The 17,223-nt window shown below is 67.7% G+C and carries 15 protein-coding genes; 8 read left to right on the top strand and 7 right to left on the bottom strand.

Annotated elements, in window-relative coordinates:
• Window positions 1-984: a porphobilinogen synthase gene (hemB, locus tag ACFWUU_RS18945; protein WP_137256546.1), complete on the top strand. Its 984-nt coding sequence runs from the start codon at window positions 1-3 to the stop codon at window positions 982-984.
• 437 nt (window positions 985-1,421) lie between these two features.
• The gene (locus tag ACFWUU_RS18950) at window positions 1,422-1,769 is read left to right on the top strand and encodes a hypothetical protein (RefSeq protein ID WP_380177086.1); all 348 of its coding nucleotides are present in this window, start codon (window positions 1,422-1,424) and stop codon (window positions 1,767-1,769) included.
• 146 nt (window positions 1,770-1,915) lie between these two features.
• On the opposite strand, the gene ACFWUU_RS18955 is transcribed toward ACFWUU_RS18950, so the two are convergent.
• The 5 genes from ACFWUU_RS18955 to ACFWUU_RS18975 all read right to left on the bottom strand — a co-directional run bounded on the left by ACFWUU_RS18955 (window position 1,916) and on the right by ACFWUU_RS18975 (window position 8,953).
• Window positions 1,916-3,670: a DUF222 domain-containing protein gene (locus tag ACFWUU_RS18955; protein WP_380177087.1), complete on the bottom strand. Its 1,755-nt coding sequence runs from the start codon at window positions 3,668-3,670 to the stop codon at window positions 1,916-1,918.
• A gap of 110 nt (window positions 3,671-3,780) precedes the next feature.
• Window positions 3,781-4,305, bottom strand: coding sequence for a dihydrofolate reductase family protein (locus tag ACFWUU_RS18960; protein ID WP_380177088.1), 525 nt, complete (start codon window positions 4,303-4,305; stop codon window positions 3,781-3,783).
• Window positions 4,306-4,314: 9 nt separating this feature from the next.
• On the bottom strand, window positions 4,315-5,910 hold the full coding sequence (locus tag ACFWUU_RS18965; RefSeq protein ID WP_137256551.1) for an FAD-dependent oxidoreductase: 1,596 nt from the start codon (window positions 5,908-5,910) through the stop codon (window positions 4,315-4,317).
• A complete protein-coding gene (locus ACFWUU_RS18970) occupies window positions 5,911-7,137 on the bottom strand; it encodes a LacI family DNA-binding transcriptional regulator (protein WP_380177089.1) in 1,227 nt (408 codons plus the stop codon).
• A gap of 70 nt (window positions 7,138-7,207) precedes the next feature.
• Complete coding sequence (locus ACFWUU_RS18975) at window positions 7,208-8,953, bottom strand: hypothetical protein (protein WP_380177090.1); 1,746 nt, start codon at window positions 8,951-8,953, stop codon at window positions 7,208-7,210.
• Window positions 8,954-9,148: 195 nt separating this feature from the next.
• On the opposite strand from ACFWUU_RS18975, the gene ACFWUU_RS18980 reads away from it, so the two are divergent.
• From ACFWUU_RS18980 to ACFWUU_RS19000, 5 genes are read left to right on the top strand one after another with little or no spacing between them, the layout of a single operon-like run.
• Window positions 9,149-10,108, top strand: a complete 960-nt coding sequence (locus ACFWUU_RS18980; RefSeq protein WP_380177091.1) for a carbohydrate ABC transporter permease — start codon at window positions 9,149-9,151, stop codon at window positions 10,106-10,108.
• Entirely contained in the window at window positions 10,098-10,982 is an 885-nt protein-coding gene (locus ACFWUU_RS18985; protein ID WP_380177092.1) for a carbohydrate ABC transporter permease, read from the top strand. Before ACFWUU_RS18980 ends, ACFWUU_RS18985 begins: the two co-directional genes overlap by 11 nt.
• Window positions 10,983-11,007: 25 nt before the next feature.
• A complete protein-coding gene (locus tag ACFWUU_RS18990) occupies window positions 11,008-12,318 on the top strand; it encodes an ABC transporter substrate-binding protein (RefSeq protein WP_380177093.1) in 1,311 nt (436 codons plus the stop codon).
• A gap of 5 nt (window positions 12,319-12,323) precedes the next feature.
• Window positions 12,324-13,427: a Gfo/Idh/MocA family protein gene (locus ACFWUU_RS18995; RefSeq protein WP_380177094.1), complete on the top strand. Its 1,104-nt coding sequence runs from the start codon at window positions 12,324-12,326 to the stop codon at window positions 13,425-13,427.
• Window positions 13,424-14,332 carry a PmoA family protein gene (locus ACFWUU_RS19000; protein WP_380177095.1) on the top strand — a complete coding sequence of 303 codons (909 nt, stop codon included), beginning with the start codon at window positions 13,424-13,426 and terminating at the stop codon, window positions 14,330-14,332. The genes ACFWUU_RS18995 and ACFWUU_RS19000 overlap by 4 nt, the downstream gene beginning before the upstream one ends.
• 2 nt (window positions 14,333-14,334) lie before the next feature.
• On the opposite strand, the gene ACFWUU_RS19005 is transcribed toward ACFWUU_RS19000, so the two are convergent.
• Complete coding sequence (locus ACFWUU_RS19005) at window positions 14,335-15,117, bottom strand: SDR family NAD(P)-dependent oxidoreductase (protein ID WP_380177096.1); 783 nt, start codon at window positions 15,115-15,117, stop codon at window positions 14,335-14,337.
• Window positions 15,118-15,219: 102 nt separating this feature from the next.
• Here ACFWUU_RS19005 and ACFWUU_RS19010 point away from each other — a divergent pair, with 102 nt between their 5' ends.
• On the top strand, window positions 15,220-15,786 hold the full coding sequence (locus ACFWUU_RS19010; RefSeq protein ID WP_380177097.1) for a TetR/AcrR family transcriptional regulator: 567 nt from the start codon (window positions 15,220-15,222) through the stop codon (window positions 15,784-15,786).
• Here ACFWUU_RS19010 and ACFWUU_RS19015 read toward each other — a convergent pair.
• Window positions 15,783-17,183: an ATP-binding protein gene (locus ACFWUU_RS19015; protein ID WP_380177098.1), complete on the bottom strand. Its 1,401-nt coding sequence runs from the start codon at window positions 17,181-17,183 to the stop codon at window positions 15,783-15,785. The genes ACFWUU_RS19010 and ACFWUU_RS19015 overlap by 4 nt on opposite strands.
• Between the last annotated feature and the right edge of the window lie 40 nt (window positions 17,184-17,223).

Raw genomic sequence — 17,223 nt, forward strand, 5'->3', positions numbered from 1 at the left:
ATGCCTGGTGGTTTCCCGGAGGTCAGGCCGCGGCGGCTTCGGTCGTCGGCGGCGGTACGTCGACTGGTCGCGGAGACGACCATCGAGCCGCGGCAGTTGATCCTGCCGATGTTCATCCGGGAAGACGCGCGCGAGCCGATCCCGATCCGGTCGATGCCGGGCGTCGTACAGCACACCCGGGACACGGCGCGGAAGGCGGTCGCCGAGGCGGCGTCGCTCGGGCTCGGCGGGGTGATGTTGTTCGGCGTACCTTCGGTGAAGGACGAGGTCGGGTCCGGTGCGCTGGATCCCAACGGGATTCTGAATGTGGCGATCGCCGATGCGGTGGCCGAGGCCGGTGACTCGCTGCTGGTGATGTCGGACCTGTGCCTCGACGAGTTCACGTCGCACGGGCACTGCGGCGTACTCGACTCCGAAGGCCGGGTCGACAACGACGCGACTCTCTCGATCTATGCCGAGATGGGGGTCGCGCAGGCTTCGGCGGGCGCGCATGTCGTCGGTCCGTCCGGGATGATGGACGGCCAGGTCGGCGTCGTTCGTGCTGCGCTGGACAAGGCCGGCTTCATCGACACGGTGATCCTCGCGTACGCCGTGAAGTACGCGTCGGCCTTCTTCGGCCCGTTCCGCGAGGCGGTCGACTCGTCGCTCACCGGCGACCGGAAGACGTACCAGCAGGACAACGCCAACGCCCGCGACGCCATCCGCGAGGTCGACCTCGACATCGCCGAAGGCGCCGACATCGTCATGGTCAAACCCGCCCTGGCCTACCTCGACATCATCCGCCAGGTCCGCGACCACGTGAACGTCCCCGTTGCCGCGTACAACATCTCCGGCGAATACGCCATGGTAGAAGCCGCCGCCGCCAACGGCTGGATCAACCGCGAAGCCGCCATCCTGGAAACCCTGACCTCAATCCGCCGAGCCGGCGCCGACACAATCCTCACCTACTGGGCCACCGAAGCAGCAGCCCACCTCCTGAGGTAGTCCAGCCCCCGCACGCTACGCAGGCGTCCCTCGTCGCTCCGCTCCTCGCCACACCAGCTACGCGCGCCCCCACCCACACCCCGGCTCATCGCCGGTGCATCCTTCCGGCTACCGCCGGACGTGCCGGCTATCGCCGGGGTTGCGCGCTGCCGCGCGATCGACTACTTGGCGGGCGCACCGGATACGTCGACCGAGATAACGGCGGCTGTGAGCGAGCCATGCCTGCTGTGGCTCAATCGTCACCGTCGGTCTGCCGCCCACGTACTGCGAACCTGATGGCGAACTGGTCGGCAGTCGGTGTCGCATCAGCCGCACCCAAAAACTGCGAGCCAACGTTCCCGACCCGTGAAACCATGGCTGGATGTTGAGCTACCGAAAGGCCGATGCCGCGTAAGCGCCCGGCTCAAGTTCGTGCGGAGTCTGCCGCGCGGCTGCGGATGACGAAGATCACTGGTCTCACCACGATCACCCGAATCTCGAATCTGCCCCGCCTGTCACCACACGGGCGGCTCGTGATCGCGCAACTGGAGAACACCCGACTGCAGCCTGGGCAGGTGCTGGAGGCGATCCAGCACTGGGAGCGGTTCGTCCGGGACCCGGCGCATCGCCTGTACGACCCGCGCTACACGGGATGTGGGATCTGGGAGTGCTGCCCGCCGATGCTCGAGGTCCAGGCGATCCTGCACATCGTCGTACGCAACCTGCCTCGGCGAGACTCCTGCCGCCTCCAAGCCGACCTCGATCGGATCAACGAGTGCTGGAGATGGCGACCTCCGTACGCGTGAGATCGGCGTGACACGTGCTTGGCCTGCGCTGGACGGCGAGGCGCGTGCGGCGTTGGGCTGACTCAGGCGCGTGCCTGGCAGACGACCCGGCTCGGGCGAGTGAGGGGGCACCGGTGCGCTTGTCGAGGGGCGAGCAGGAGACGCGTTCATGCGGCGGGTTCGTTGTCGCCCCACGGGTCGAACGGGGTGGGTGCTGCTGCGGTGCGGGCAGGTGTCGGCGGTGATTCGGTTGTGTGGGTGACCGGGTCGTCGTTGGTTCGCGGGGCGAGGTGCGTCGGTTCTGCGATCTTGACGGGTCGGAGCTGGGTGGAGCTTGTCCGGGGCGCGGTTGGTTCGTCGTCCTCCCATGGGTTGAAGGGCGTGAGTTGTGGTGGGTTGGACGGCGTCTGTGGCTCGGTTGTGGGCGTGACGGGGTCACCCTCGGCCCATGGACTGAACGCTGGTGTTGAGGGCTGGTGAACGATGTCGGCGGCCGGGGGTTTGTATTTGTTAGGTGGGGTGAGGGTGGGATTTGTCCAGGTGGGGTTGGTGACGTGGACGACGCCGTTGAGGATGCGGATCTGCCAGTGGCCGGAGTGGAGGTCGAGGTGGTGGCGTTTGCAGAGCAGGGCGAGATTGTTGACGGCGGTGGGGCCGCCGTCGAGCCAGGAGATGATGTGGTGGGCTTCGCATTGGATGGGTGGGGCGTGGCAGATGACGCAGCCTTTGTCGCGGGCGTTGAGGGCGCGGCGCATGGGGCGGGTTACTAGGCGCTGGGTCGTGCCGACGTCGAGGGGTTGTGACTTGGAGCCGAGGACGATGGGGAGGATCTGCGCGTCGCAGGCGAGGCGGCGTACGGTCGCGGCGGACAGGTTGTCGCCGAAGGTCATGTCCCCGGTGGCGTTCGCTGTCGCGGCGGCGAGGTCGTTGTAGTCGATGGTGATGCTGATGTGCGGCTTCGGCCCGTGGCCGGGTACGAAGCCGATCTCGGCAGCCGCATCGTTAGCGCTGCCGACGTCCGCCTCATCCGCCGTGCTGACGACTAGGTCGTCGCCAACATGCTCAGGCGAGGTGGTCGCTCGTGACCTCGTGGCGTCTGCTGTGGCGACGGTTGTAGCTGCGGTGGTGGCGGTGCCGGCTGTGTTGAGGATGGTGGTGAGGGCGTCGGCTTGGCGTTTGTCGCGGGGGCGGGGGTCTTGTTGGCCGTCGATGGTTTTGTGGGGCTCGGCGTGGGCGTGGATGAGGGTGCGGAACAGTTCGGCGTTCTCGTTGGCGAGGTAGCCACGGAACGCGACGCCGCGGTCGACGGTCTTCAGCGTCAGGGATTCCCTCTCGTACGCCGCCTTCTCGTCCGGTTCGGGGCCGTCCGGGTCGAGGATGTCGCGGATCTTGCGGCCGGCGCGGCGCAGCTCGGTCGGGGTGTGGGTGGCGGCCAGGTCGATGAGGCGTTGTTCGGCGAACTCCAGGTCTTCGGCCGGGACCGTCGCGGGGACCTGGTTCAGGACGGAGACGATCGCGGCCGCCTGGGCAGGCGAGACGCGCCACCCCGGAGTATCTCCATCCCGCACCTCGTCCACAGCCTCGTTTGGGTCGTCAACCTCGGCCGGATGTGCGGTGGCCGGGTTGGCAAAGGGCGTGCTGGGGTCAGGGAGAGCTGCGGTGGTGGCGGAGTACTTGGGCAGGTCGGTGGCGATGCGGACCTGACGCCGGGCTTCGGTGGCGTCGGTGCGGTATCGATGCGTCAGTAGGCGAGCGGTGTCTCCAGCGCCGACCTCGGTCGCGTGGCTGGACTGGTCGATGGCTGCGATGAGGCGGAGCTCGAGAGTCTCCAAGCGAGCCTTCTCCGCGACAACCGCGTCGAGAGCGGACAGCTTCTCGCTGTCGCTCATCGACCAGACGGGTCGTTCGCCGAGGACCTCCATGCCGACAAGCCTAGACGGGACCTCCGACAGTTTTCCGACCTGGAAGCCCTTATTTGCAAGGCATTTCAGCTACATCGGTTATCCACAGGAGAGCCAGATCATCCCGTAGTTCAGTGCTGGATTGTGTAGTCCGACTGGGTGAAGCCGGCCTTTAGGGTGCGGGTGGCGTTGTGGGTTAGGGGGATTTCGGTGGGGAGGGGGCCGAAGAGGGGGATGCCGGTGCCTAGGAGGACGGGGGCGGTGGTGATGGTCAGTTCGTTGAGGAGGCCGGCTGTCAGGAACGTTTGGATGGTTCGGGCGCCGTCGGTGTAGATGCGTTGGGCGCCTCGGTCGGTGAGCGTTTCTACCAGGGCTTCCAGGGTGCGGTGGACCAGGATGCGGTCATCGGTGTTCGGGTCGAGGGTTGAGCTGAGGACCTCTACCTGTTTGCCTTCGTACGGCCAGAGGTCGTACGTCAGGGCCAGCTCGTAGGTGTTCCGACCGAGTACGACGGTGTCGATCGAGGACATGAACTCGTCGTACCCGGTCTCGCCGGCCTGTTCGGCTCGGGTGGTGAGCCAGTCGATGGAGCCGTCGGGACGGGCGATGTAGCCGTCGAGGCTGGTGGCGATGAAGGCAGCAGCGTGGAAGCTCACCCAGTCATTTTAGTAGCCCGCCACCTCCGGCCAGCTCAGCTCGACACCGTCGGCGACAAGACGGGCCTGGTACTCCGCGAGCAGGGCCGGCGTACTGCGGACCGCTCGCGGAGCCACGCCCCGATCCAGGCAGAACGCCGCCAGCGCACCGGCGGACTCGCCGATGTTCCACTCGACCGGATGGAGTCGGTAGCAGCCGTTCGTGATGTGCGTCGTACCGAGGTTCTTGTTGGCGGGAAGCAGATTCTCGACCCGCTCCGGAATCAGCGCACCGAGCGGGATCCGGAACGGGCTGCTCGCGACATCGATGTAATTGTCGCCGCCGGTCGACGGATGCAGATCGATGCGATACATCCCCACGCCGACGGTGTCGTCGTACTCGACCGCGCCTCGGTCGCCGCGCACCGCGACCGAGAGGTCCTGCTCGACGATCGTGTACTCCGCCTTGATCCGCCGCGATTCCCGGATGTACGGCGCCTGGGCCAGCCCGTCCGCGGACCCGAGCAGATCCCCGCGCAACCGCAACCCGGGGAAGCCGGACCCGCCGTCGGGCCGAGGCGCCTCGGTCTGCAGCCAGTAGAAGACGGACTGCGACAGCTCACGCGCCGCGGCCAAATGCTTCGAAGCGTCCGGTACATCGATGACCGCGCCCTCGAAGTAGTCGATCATCGGCCAGTTCACCAGGCAGATGTCGCTCTCGTACGCCCCCGGGACGAAGTGCCTGCGCGCCGCGATCCGGCGGAACGTCCAGAGGTTGGTGTCCCCGCCGGTCAGCCGCTGATCCGCAACCACCGCGAGCGGATCGTCGTCGGGGTTCGGCGTGAAGGAGCGATGCGATGTCTCCAGCGTCCGCGGGTTCGGCGCGGTCCAGGACAGCAGGCGGTCGCCCCAGAACGACGGCTGGTAGTTCCGCCAGAAGGCGTAGTTGGCCGGTTTGTCGCCGACCTGGTCCCCGTCGACGTGATCGACCGCGAAGCAGTACGAGACCGCCTGCATGTTCATCGGCTGCGCCTCGGCCGGCGCGCTCGGCTCGCCGGTCTCGCGCTGCGATTCGAACCCGGTCACGTACTCCGTCCCGGTCAGCGGCAGCAGCTCCCCGGTCTCGGTCGCGTCGAGGATGTACGGCGCTGTGACCGTGACCTGCTCGTCGGACTCGCGGTGCTGCACGGTCACCGCTGTGACACGATCGCCGTCGGTCTCGGCCGCGACCGGACGGTACGGCTGGAGCACGCGCAGGCGGCGGCTCGCGCGGTACGGCGCGAGCATGGCCTCCAGTACGGCGAGTGCGACCCGCGGCTCGTGGCAGAGCTTGGACACGTAGCCGGCGCCCGGGTTCAGCTGCGGGGTCGCGCGGGAGGCCGCGGTCAGCGGGTAGTGCCGGCGGTAGTACTCGCGGATGCCGTCGCGGAGAGCGCGGTACGACGCGGTGACGCCGAACTGCTCGACCCAGCTGTGCTCGTCCGGCGGGACGGCCTGGCTGGTCAACTGCCCGCCGAGCCAGTCGAACTCCTCGGTCAGCACGACCGATCGACCGGCGCGCAACGCGGCCAGGGCGGCCGCGACGCCGCCGAGTCCGCCGCCGACCACAAGTACCTCTGTATGCATTCAGACACCTTTGGGTGGAGTGAGAGTGGTTCCTTCGGTCAGCTCGCACGGGAGCAAGATCTGCTGCGAGGTCGCGGTGCCGCTGAGGATCGCCTCGAGCAGCTCGACCGCCCGCACGCCCATCGCCCGCCGCGGCACGTGAAACCCGCTGAAGTCCACGTCACTCGCCACCGGACGAGTCGAGTCACCGAGCGCGACCACGGAAAGATCCCCGGGTACGTCGATCCCGCGCGCGGTTGCCGCAGCCACCAGCGAGACCGCATCAGCACGCTCTTCGACGAACACCGCGGTGATCTTCCTGTCCAGCAAGACATCAAGCAGCGGCGTCGCCCAGCCGTCGGCGCCGCCGGCCGCCCGCGCCTGCGGCGCGGGGTAGGGGGAGGGCGAGCCGAGCCCGGTGGGAGCTGGGCCGGGTGCGTGGCTGGTGCGGCCCGCCGAGCCGAGCCCGGTGGGAGCTGAGCCCGGTGCGTGGCTGGTCGGGTCAGCCAAGCCGGCGGGGGCGGGGGAGCCGGCGGTTGAGGCGGGCTGGCCGGTCGGCAGGACCAGGGCCTTGCGGCCGGCGGCTTGGTGGAAGCCTCGGAGGCGGTCGGCTGAGGATTCGGGGATGGGGGCGGGGGAGGCGGCGGGGCCGGCGTACGCGACGTGGCGGTGGCCCAGGGTGATGGCTCGGGTGACGACGGCGTGGGTTGCGGTGGTGTAGTCGGCGCCTACGGACGGGACGGGGGCGCCGGCGTCGTCGCGGCGGCCGACGGAGACGAAGGGGTAGTCCTCGGCGATCAGGCGGGCGAGCTCGTCGGAGGGGACCTCGCGGCCGAGGAGCAGGCAGCCGTCGGCGATGCGGAGGCGGTTGTTCTCGTGGAAGATCCGGCGATGGCCGTCCGCGACCGGGGCGCTGGTGAACAGCAGCAGGTCCCACCCGAGGCGCTCGGCGCGGTCCTCGATACCGGCCAGGAACGGGTAGTAGAAGTCGCCGCTCGTGCTCGGGAAGACCGACTCGTACGTGAACACGCCGAGGATCTGGTTGCGCTGTTTGAGCATTCGCCGGGCCAGCGGATCCGCCTGGTACCCGGTCTCGCGGATCACCTTGAGCACCCGGTCCCGGGTCTCGGCCGGGATCCGGGCGGTCGCGTCGCTGCGATTGTTCAGCACCAGTGAGACCGTCGTCTGGCTGACATTCGCCAGCCGCGCGATGTCGCGCTGGGTCAGCCGGGTCGCCTTCTGTGGCATCGCCCGACAATAGCTCGACCGCCGAGATCGGTCAAGTCAAACGCCAATGATAATACGGATCAGCAGGCAGCTACGACATCCTTAACTTCAGCACCTGCCGACCCGGGATCCGGCCGGTCAGATAGACCCGCAGACCGTCCGGGGTGAGACTGCCACCGAGGTACGTGTACCGCTCGCCCGGATCCATCGCCACCCGCGCGGCACCGTTCCCAGGGCCGAACTCGATCCGGTCCGCACCGACCGTGTAGCTCCCCGTGCCCGAGACAAGCTGGTAGTTGCCCGAGGCATCCAACGTGTCGACGCCGGCCAGCGTTCCGCCCGGCCGGAAGCAGAGCTCGAGGGCGTACGCCGTCTCGTCGCCGGCGAAGTCGAACGTCAGGTCGAACCCGTCCGAAACCTCCGTCACAGCGATCTCCGTCCGCAGCGTCCTGTAGTGCTTAGGGCGGTGACCGAAGTCCATCGAGGCGTAGAAGCGGCCGTCCGGCGTCAGCGCGTAGCGCCCGTCCGCCCGGCGATAGCGCTTCGGAAGCGGTAGGTGATACGGCACCTTCACCTCGGACGACAGCTTGAATGTCTTCCCCGACACCTGCAGACCGTCGCTACGGAAATGCCCGGTGCTGAAGAACTGCGGCGACAACCGGACCGAGTCCAGAATTGCGGCGCCGTTGCGCAGCTTGAAGAAGGTCGGGTTGGTCGACAACCCCGACGAGATCACCGGGATGTCATGGAAGTCGGTCCCGCCGAACACGCTCGCGGTCCGCGCACCACGGCGTACCCGCGCAGACGCTTGCGACGGGAAGTGCTGGACGAAGTCGGTCGGCACCGCCCGAGCGGCGGGGAGTGCAGCTGCGAGTTCGGGTCGCTCGAGCACCTCGGCGAGGAAGTCGCCGAGCTCACCCGTGCCCCGCGATTCGATGCTCTTGGCAACAGTCGTGAAGCGGCCGTCACCAGTGTGCAAGGCGAGCTCGCGGTACTGCGTCAGGTACCACCACACCTCGCGCAGCCCCTTCTGGTCCTGGCGGCGCGATGCCGTCGTGTCGACCTCGCCGTTCGGCTCCAGGAAATACAGCGTCGCCTCGAGGTTCCGGCGTACGTAGTCCACCAGGGCCGGCCTGTCCCGCAACCACGCGATCGTCAGCAGACACGGGTTCGTCACCTCGGCGGCGTACGTCGAGCTGCGTTCGCTGTAGATCCCGTCCGGGGTCGCGTCGATGCCTTCGTCGAGCCAGTCGTCGATCCGCGCCGCGTACCGCCGGTCCGGGAAGAGGTGATGCGCGCGGGCGAGCGCCGCCGAGACCTCCCACCGGTGGTTCGGCGTGTGTACGCCGCCGGCGGCGAGAGCAGGCGCGGCCTTACGAATGACGGAAGCGAGCGTCGTACGCAGCGACGACGTCTCCGCCGAGTCATCCGCGTCGAGCAACGCGTACAGCACGCAGACGTCCTGGATCGCGAACGAGCTGTCCGGCGGCGAGTGCAGGTTGCCGACGTCGTACAGACCGTCATCGTGCTGCCGCGCCGCAAGCTGTTCGACCAGCCAGCCGAGCGGCCCGAGCAGCGAGGCATCGTGGTGGTACGACGACCTGCCCCACACATACCCGGAGATCAGGCGCCTGGCTTTCCGCGCCACGGTGCGGATGCTGTCGCCGGCGCTCTGGTAGTTCGCGAGCACCAGCGGGATCTGGGTCTGGTTGGCGTTGGTCAGCAGGGTCAGGAAGTCCTCGTCCACAGCTGCTACCTCAGCACGCGCCGCGGTCGGATGCAGTGCGCCGACCGCAACGGTGGTCAGCGAACCGGTGAGAAAGGTACGTCGCAGCATCGGCATCTCCTGGGCGGTAAGCGGTTGCCAAATGCTCAGAACTGTCGCCCCGGAACTTTGTCCTGTCAATACCTCGCAGACCGGCCGGATCCGGTCAGTCCGGACGTCTGCGAACTCTTGCATAAACCGGTTTCTCGTACTAGTTTGACCGGCCAAGGCAAGCGCTTTCCACCCTTTTCCGGAGGTATCACGACGATGAGTGCGCTGGGTGAGCTCGGCAGCCTCCGGGGGAAGAAAACCGCAGGTCAGAAGCCTGACCGGGGCGGTGGGGTGGGACCTGTCAGCAAGAGAGACAACCTGGCCGGTTACCTCTTCCTGGCACCGTGGTTGCTGGGCCTTTTCCTGATCACGATCGGCCCGATGCTGGCCTCGCTGTATTTGTCCTTCACGGACTACAACCTGATCCAGGCTCCGAAGTGGATCGGCCTGGACAATTTCGCCCGGATGCTGTCCGATCAGCGGCTGCACAATTCACTCCGGGTGACGTTCACCTACGTGTTCGTGTCGGTCCCGCTGCAGTTGGCGATCGCCCTGCTGCTGGCCGTCGTACTCGACCGTGGTGTCCGCGGGATGGCCTTCTACCGCTCGGTCTTCTACCTGCCGTCGCTGCTCGGCTCGAGTGTCGCGATCGCGATCCTCTGGCGGCAGGTGTTCGGCACGACCGGCCTGCTCAACCAGCTGCTCGATGTGGTCGGGATCGAGGGCAAGGGCTGGATCTCCGATCCGAGTACGGCGCTCGGCACGCTCGTCGTATTGAACGTGTGGACGTTCGGCTCGCCGATGGTGATCTTCCTGGCCGGGCTGAGACAGATCCCGTCGATGTACTACGAGGCCGCGTCCGTCGACGGCGCCGGGACGCTGCGCAGGTTCTTCAGCATCACGCTGCCGCTGCTGACGCCGATCATCTTCTTCAACCTGGTGCTGCAGATCATCCACGCGTTCCAGGCGTTCACGCAGGCGTTCGTCGTCTCCGGGGGCAGCGGCGGCCCGTCGGACTCGACGATGTTCTTCACGCTGTACCTCTACGACCGGGGCTTCGGGAACTTCGACATGGGCTACGCGTCCGCGATGGCCTGGTTCCTGCTCGTGATCATCGGGATCTTCACCGCGGCGAACTTCCTCCTCTCGAAGTACTGGGTGTTCTATGACGACTGAAACGCTCCGCACCACGGTCGCCACCCGGCGGGCCGGCGTCATCACCTGGGCGCGGGTCCGGCCGCTGGTGATCCACGTCGTACTCGCGGCATCCGCACTGGTGATGCTCTACCCGGTGATCTGGATGGTGGTCAGTTCACTGCGGCCGGGCAACGAGATCTTCCGCGACCCCGGGATCCTGGTGAAGGACCTGCGGATCGACAACTACCGGGTCGGCTGGAACGCGCTGACCGAGCCGTTCACCCGCTACCTGCTGAACTCGGCGGTGGTGGTGCTGGGCTCGATCCTCGGCAACCTGGTGTCCTGCTCGATGGCGGCCTACGCGTTCGCCCGGCTCGAGTTCGTGGGCAAGAAGTTCTGGTTCGCGATCATGCTGCTGAGCATCATGCTGCCGATCCACGTGGTGATCGTGCCGCAGTACATCCTGTTCTCGCACGCCGGCTGGATCAACACGTTCCTCCCGCTGATCGTGCCGAAGCTGCTGGCGACGGACGCGTTCTTCGTGTTCCTGATGGTGCAGTTCATCCGCGGCATCCCGCGCGAGCTGGACGAGGCCGCCCGGATCGACGGCTGCGGCCGGGGCAGCATCTTCCTGCGGGTGATCCTGCCGCTGATGGTCCCGGCGCTGGCCACCACGACGATCTTCACGTTCATCTGGACCTGGAACGACTTCTTCAGCCAGCTGATCTACCTGACCGACCCGCACGTGTACACCGTCCCGGTCGCGTTGCGGGGCTTCGTCGACTCGACCTCCAGCAGCTCCTGGGGATCGATGTTCGCGATGTCGGTCGTCTCCCTCGTCCCGGTCTTCCTCGCCTTCCTGTTCGGCCAGCGGTTCCTGATCAAGGGCATCGCGACCACCGGCATCAAGTAGTAGCTCCCCCTGAAAGGTCCACATCATGAGGCTGCACATCCCACGCGTGGCAACGGCCCTGGCCCTGGCCACCACGTTGCTGGCGGCAAGCGCCTGCGGCGGCGACTCCGGCGGTCCGGGCGGATCGTCCGACGACGCCGGCGGCAAGGTCACACTCCGGTTCACCTGGTGGGGGTCGGACACCCGGACCAAGCTCACCCAGCAGGTGATCGACGCGTACCAGAAGGACCACCCGAACGTCACGATCAAGGGTGAGTTCGGCGAGTGGTCCGGCTACTGGGACAAGCTCGCCACCACGGTCGCGGCGAACGACGCTCCGGACATCATCCAGATGGACGAGAAGTACCTGCGTGAGTACGCCGACCGCGGCGCACTGCTCGACCTGAAGAAGGCGCAGGGGCTGGACACCGGCAAGTTCGAGCCGGACACGTTGAGCGCCGGCGAGTTCGACGGCGGCCTGTACGGGCTGAACGCCGGGATCAACTCGTTCGCGGTGCTCGCGAACCCGGCCGTCTTCAAGGCCGCCGGGGTGGCGCTGCCCGACGACACCAAGTGGACGTGGGATGACTACGCCCGGATCTCCGCCGAGATCTCCTCGAAGCTGAACGGCAAGGGCTGGGGCACCGGCACCCTCGGGCAGAACGAGGCCGGCCTTAACCTCTGGGCGCGGCAGAACGGCGAATCGCTCTGGACCAAGGACGGCAAGCTCGGCGTCTCGCCGGAGAAGGCGACCGACTTCTTCAACTACGTGCTGAAGTTGCGGGACAGCAAGGCGATCCCGCCCGCGGAGCTCACCTCGCAGGACATGAACGCGGCGCTCGACCAGTCCGCGATGGCGACCGGCAAGTTGGCGATGAGCTTCACCTGGAGCAACCAGCTGCTGGCCTTCAGCAAGGCGTCCGGTCAGAACCTGAAGCTGCTGCGGATCCCGAGCCCCGACGGCAAGGCCACTGACAACGGCTCGTACTACAAGGGCTCGATGTTCTGGTCGATCTCGTCGCGGTCGAAGCACCAGAAGGAGGCCGCAGACTTCGTCAACTACCTCGCGAACAACAACGCTGCGGGCAACGTGCTGCTGGCCGAGCGCGGCGTACCGCCGAACACCGAGATCCGCGCCGCGGTGACGCCGAAGCTGCAGCCGGCCGACGCGACGTCCGCGAAGTTCATCCAGGACATCGCCAAGGAGCTCGGCGACCCGTCGCCGGCGCCGCCGGTCGGCGGAGGTGCCGCGGAGAAGATCGTCCAGCGCTACACGACCGACGTACTCTTCGGTCGGCAGACGCCGGACAAGGCGGCCAAGGCGATGCTGGACGAGATCAGTGGAGGACTCAAATAGTGTCGATGACGAGGCCGCGCGTGGCCGTGGCGGGAGTCCACGGCCACGGCGCCTCCCATGTTCGTAACGTCGCCCGGCTGGCCGAGGCCGGCCGGGCCGAACTGGTCGGGGTCGCCGATCCCCGTCCGGTCGAGGGCGTGCGCGCCTTCGACAGTCTGGAACAGTTGCTCGTGGCAACTGAAGTCGATGTCGTGATCATCAGTACGCCGATCCAGACGCACGTCCCGCTGGCGGAGCTGGCGATGCGCGCGGGCGCCGACGTACTGCTGGAGAAGCCGCCGACCGCGTCGCTGGCCGAGTTCGAGCAGCTGACGAAGCTTGTCGACGAGACCGGGCGGGCGTGCCAGGTCGGTTTCCAGGCGCAGGCGTCCGAGGCGACTCTCACGCTCGCGAAGATGGTCGCGGACGGGCAGTTGGGTGAGATCCGCGGGATCAGTGCGGTCGGGAAGTGGGTGCGGACGGCGAAGTACTTCGGTCGGGCGCGCTGGGCCGGCAAGCGGCGGCTCGACGGTGTCGATGTCGTCGACGGCGCGGTGACGAATCCGCTGGCGCATGCGACCGCGGCGGCGTTGCTGCTGGACGAGTCGACGGGCGTGGACGACGTACGGTCGGTCGAGACGGAGCTGTACCGCGCGAATCCGATCGAGTCCGACGACACGTCGACGGTCCGGATCGTGACGAGCCGCGGTACGACGATCTTGATCGCGGTCACGTTGTGCGCGGTCGAGCATCTCGAGCCGGCCGTGATCGTGCACGGGTCCGAGGGGAACGCAGTACTGGAGTATGCCTCGGACCGGCTCGGCGGGACGAAGTACGGGCGGGCGGATCTTCTGGAGAATCTGCTCGCGCATCGGGCGGATCCCGCCGTACCGCTGTATGTGCCGCTGGCTGCGACGGGTGGGTTCACTCGCGTGGTCGAAGCTGTGCGGACGGCGGCGGACCCGACGGAGATCCCGGACGAGTTCGTGGAGTGGGAAGGCGAAGGACTTGAGCGCCGGCCGATCGTTCTCAATGTCGAGAACTGGATCGACCGGGCCTCGGACGAGCTGGCGTTGTTCAGCGAGCTCGGGGCGCCATGGACAAAGCAACCACCGCGGGAGAACGCATGAATCTCGGCTGCAATCACGCTGTCAACCAATCGATCCAGGTGACGGCGGGCGGCGGCGAGCTGTTCACCTACGTCTACAACGCGGACGATCCGCAGTACGAGTCGCCGCGGCCGTACTTCCACCCGATGCGGACGCTGACCGGCGACCTGGTCAGCGTGTACCGGCCGTGGGATCACCTGTGGCACAAGGGGATGTCGTGGTCGTTGCCGCATTTCGGGCACGACAACTTCTGGGGCGGACCGACGTACACCAAGGAGAACGGGTACAAGCCGCTCGGCAACAACGGGTCGCAGGACCACGACCGGGTCGACGCGCTGGACGTGTCCGACGATGAGGTCCGGTTCGCGCACCACCTGTCCTGGCACACCGAGGGTGGCAAGCACGTCGTCGACGAGACGCGCACGATCACCACGCGGCTCGCGGACGACGGCTGGGTGCTGGTCTACGAGACCGCGATGACCAACGTGTCCGGCGGCAACATCCAGATCGGCAGCCCGACCACAGCCGGCCGGCCGAACGCAGGGTACGGCGGGTTGTTCTGGCGCGGACCGCGTGCGTTCACCAACGGCACGATCCTCGCCCCGCAAGGCAAGGGCCGCGACGAGCTCCGCGGTCAACGCGCACCGTGGATGGGTTTCACCGCCCGCCAGGACGAGACCGACACGGCGTCGACGATCATCATCGCCGACGCCGGCGACAACGTCCGCCACCCACCGGAGTGGTTCGTCCGCTCGGAAGACTTCGCCGCCGTCTGCCCAGCCCCGTTCTTCTCCGAAGAACTCCCGTTCCCCGCCGGCGACACCCTCCGCCTCCGCTACGCCGTACTGGTAGCCGACGGCCTCTCCGACGACAACCGCGCCACCGGCCTCGCCGCACAAGCGACCAAGGCACTCGCGGCGACTTGAGCTCAGGCGGTTTTTACGCTGCCGCCGTCGATCAGGTAGTCGGCGCCGACGATGCTTGCGGCTAGGGGTGAGCAGAGTTGGACGACGAGGGCGGCTACCTCGGACGGCTCGATCAGGCGGCCGGTGAGCATGCCGATCTGTTGGGGGAGGCCTTCCAGTAGGGCCTCGTGGGGCACGCCGAGGGTGCGGGCTAGCTGGCCGCCGTACTTGTCGGGGTCGGTCCACAGGGCTGTCCGCACGGGGCCGGGGGAGACGGTGTTCACGCGCACGCCTTGTGGGCCGAACTCCTCCGCGAGTGCCTTCCCGAGTGCGGTCAAAGCCGCCTTTGCGGTTGTGTACGGCGCTGGGCCGCCGGACGGGACCCGTGCCGAGTTCGACGAGACGTTGACGATCGCACCGCCCTGGCGGAGCAGGCTCGGGAGCGCGGCCCGCGTCGTACGGACGGTGGCGAAGTAGTTCACGTCGAACAGCTCGCGCCAAGTGTCGTCGTCGATCGCCTGGAACCCGCTGGCCAGCTCGCCGTCGCCACCGCCGACGTTGTTCACGAGTAGATCGAGTTCGCCGACCTCGGCAAGAGCCGCGGCCACGGCCTGCTCCGGCCCGTCCGCGGTCGCGAGATCCGCCGGTACGACGAAGGCGCCGGTGTCGCGCAGCTCCGGCGTACTGGTCCGGGCGACTGCGACGACGCGCACGCCCTCCGCGACCAACTGCTCGACGACGGCCAGGCCGATCCCGCGGCTGGCACCGGTGACGAGCGCGTTCTTGTCCTTCAACTGAAGATCCATGACCATCCTTAGTTGCATCGGTGCTGACCCTGAAAACGTACTACTTGCAACACAAGTGTCGCAAGTAGGTGAGCAGAGGTGACTTCCGGGTACACTTTTGTCATGCGCGCAGACGCCGAGCGGACCGTGCGGACGATCCTCGAGGCGGCCGAGCGAGTCCTGAACCGCAACCCGTCCGCCTCGATGGAGGAGATCGCCGCCGCGGCCGGCGTCGCCCGGACGACCGTGCACCGGCGATTCGCCACCCGCGAGGCGCTCGTGATGGCGATGAAGACCTGGGCGTCGCAGCAGCTCGCGAGTGCCGTCGACGAGGCCCGGTTCGAGACCGCGCCGCCGATGGTCGCCCTCTACCAAGCGACCGCGAACGCCCTCCGGGTCAAGCTGTCCTGGGGCTTCTCGATGAACACGGCCCTTGCCGCCAGCAGCGAGAGCGACGAGCTGATGGCCGGCGTCGTCGCCTCCTGCGACCGCCTGTTCGAGCGCCTCAAGCAAGCCGGCGTACTGCGAGCCGACGTCGACCCGATCTGGGCCCGCCGCATCTACTACGCCCTCCTCCACGAGGTCTGCCAGAACCGCCGCGACGACGACCCCGACGACACCGACGCCCTCGCGACGCTGCTCGTCGACACCCTCCTCCGCGGAGTAGGCAGCCCGACCGCCCAGCTCTAGGTAGGCAGGGCCAGCGTGAAGCTGGTGTTGCCCGGGGTTGAGCTGAGGGTCAGCGTGCCGTTGTGCGCGTGGGTGATGGATTGGGCCAGCGAGAGTCCGAGGCCGGTGCCGCCGGTAGTGCTGGTGCGCGCCGTGTCGGCCCGGGTGAAGCGCTGGAAGACGTTCGGGAGCAGGTCCGCAGGGATGCCGGGCCCGTCGTCGTGGATCGTGAGTACGGCGGAGGCGTCGGCGAGCTTGGCCGCGACGGTGACCGTCGTACCGGCCGGGGTGTGGCGGCGGGCGTTGGTGAGCAGGTTCGTGACGACCTGATGCAGGCGCTGTTCGTCGCCGATGATCACGATCGGGTCCGACGGCAGCTCCAGCTTCCAATGGTGGCTGGGGGCAACGATCTGGGCATCGGTGACCGAGTCGCGGGCGAGCCGGGACAGGTCGACCGGGCGACGATCGAGCGGGCGACCGGCGTCCAGACGGGCGAGTAGCAGGAGATCCTCGACCAACGACGCCATGCGAGTGGTCTCGACCATGACCTTTCCCATGGCGTGCCCGTAGAGCTCGGGATCGCGTTGGCGGAGGCTCAGCTGTGCGTAGCCGTGGATCGTCGTCAGCGGCGTACGGAGCTCGTGGGATGCATCGGCAACGAACTGCCGGACCTGCTGCTCGCTGCGGTGCCGTGCGTCGAGGGCGTTCTCCATATGACCGAGCAGCTTGTTGAGGGCGACCGCCACCTGGCCGACCTCGGTGTGCTCGTCGGTGAGTTGGTCGGGTACGCGAGCCGTCACCCCGATCTCCCCGGTGTCGAGCGGCAGGCCGGCCACCTCGCGCGCCGTCTGCGCGACCCGGCGCAGCGGCCGCAGCTGACGCCGTACGACGAACACCCCGACACCGCCCGCGGTCAGTACGCCGATGCCGCCGAAGAGCACCTCCCAGCCGATCAGGCTGTTGATGGTGTTCTGGATGTCCTTCGTCGGGAGCCCGGTGATCACCGTGACCGCGCCGACGCTGGATGCGTGCACCCGGTACTCGCCGAGGTCCGGTAGGTCGACAGTGCCGTTCTGGCCGGCGGTCAGGTCGTCGAGCATGCCGACTGCCGGGTCACCGAGAGCGGTGAGCGTGCCGTCCGAGGTGATCACGTTGCCCTCGGCCCCGGACGGTGTGACGTAGACGGTCACGGTGCCCGCGTCCTGCCCGTGCGGCGCGTCCGGCGGCGGTCCGCTGCCCTTGACCAGCGCGTTGATCGCCCGCCCCTGGGTCGCGGCCACCTTCCCGTCGAGTTGCTTGGTCAGGTACGAGCTGATCGCGGCGGTCGTCAGCGCGCCGATCACGAGACTCACCACCGCAACCAGCGCCACCATCGCCGCCGCGACCCGCACACTCAACGACCGCGCCGCAACCCTCATGTATCCAGCATGTGCCGCGAGTCCTCAACCCAGCTTCGCG

Source organism: Kribbella sp. NPDC058693 (genome assembly GCF_042715335.1).
In the GTDB taxonomy this organism is placed as follows: Bacteria; Actinomycetota; Actinomycetes; order Propionibacteriales; family Kribbellaceae; genus Kribbella; species Kribbella jiaozuonensis.

Excerpts from the sequence above, each read along its gene's own strand:
- hemB (WP_137256546.1), top strand. The coding sequence starts at position 1 with ATGCCTGGTGGTTTCCCGGAGGTCAGGCCGCGGCGGCTTCGGTCGTCG.
- ACFWUU_RS18950 (WP_380177086.1), top strand. The coding sequence starts at position 1,422 with ATGACGAAGATCACTGGTCTCACCACGATCACCCGAATCTCGAATCTG.
- ACFWUU_RS18955 (WP_380177087.1), bottom strand. The coding sequence starts at position 3,670 with ATGGAGGTCCTCGGCGAACGACCCGTCTGGTCGATGAGCGACAGCGAG.
- ACFWUU_RS18965 (WP_137256551.1), bottom strand. The coding sequence starts at position 5,910 with ATGCATACAGAGGTACTTGTGGTCGGCGGCGGACTCGGCGGCGTCGCG.
- ACFWUU_RS18970 (WP_380177089.1), bottom strand. The coding sequence starts at position 7,137 with ATGCCACAGAAGGCGACCCGGCTGACCCAGCGCGACATCGCGCGGCTG.
- ACFWUU_RS18975 (WP_380177090.1), bottom strand. The coding sequence starts at position 8,953 with ATGCTGCGACGTACCTTTCTCACCGGTTCGCTGACCACCGTTGCGGTC.
- ACFWUU_RS18980 (WP_380177091.1), top strand. The coding sequence starts at position 9,149 with ATGAGTGCGCTGGGTGAGCTCGGCAGCCTCCGGGGGAAGAAAACCGCA.
- ACFWUU_RS18985 (WP_380177092.1), top strand. The coding sequence starts at position 10,098 with ATGACGACTGAAACGCTCCGCACCACGGTCGCCACCCGGCGGGCCGGC.
- ACFWUU_RS18990 (WP_380177093.1), top strand. The coding sequence starts at position 11,008 with ATGAGGCTGCACATCCCACGCGTGGCAACGGCCCTGGCCCTGGCCACC.
- ACFWUU_RS18995 (WP_380177094.1), top strand. The coding sequence starts at position 12,324 with ATGACGAGGCCGCGCGTGGCCGTGGCGGGAGTCCACGGCCACGGCGCC.
- ACFWUU_RS19000 (WP_380177095.1), top strand. The coding sequence starts at position 13,424 with ATGAATCTCGGCTGCAATCACGCTGTCAACCAATCGATCCAGGTGACG.
- ACFWUU_RS19005 (WP_380177096.1), bottom strand. The coding sequence starts at position 15,117 with ATGGATCTTCAGTTGAAGGACAAGAACGCGCTCGTCACCGGTGCCAGC.
- ACFWUU_RS19010 (WP_380177097.1), top strand. The coding sequence starts at position 15,220 with ATGCGCGCAGACGCCGAGCGGACCGTGCGGACGATCCTCGAGGCGGCC.
- ACFWUU_RS19015 (WP_380177098.1), bottom strand. The coding sequence starts at position 17,183 with ATGAGGGTTGCGGCGCGGTCGTTGAGTGTGCGGGTCGCGGCGGCGATG.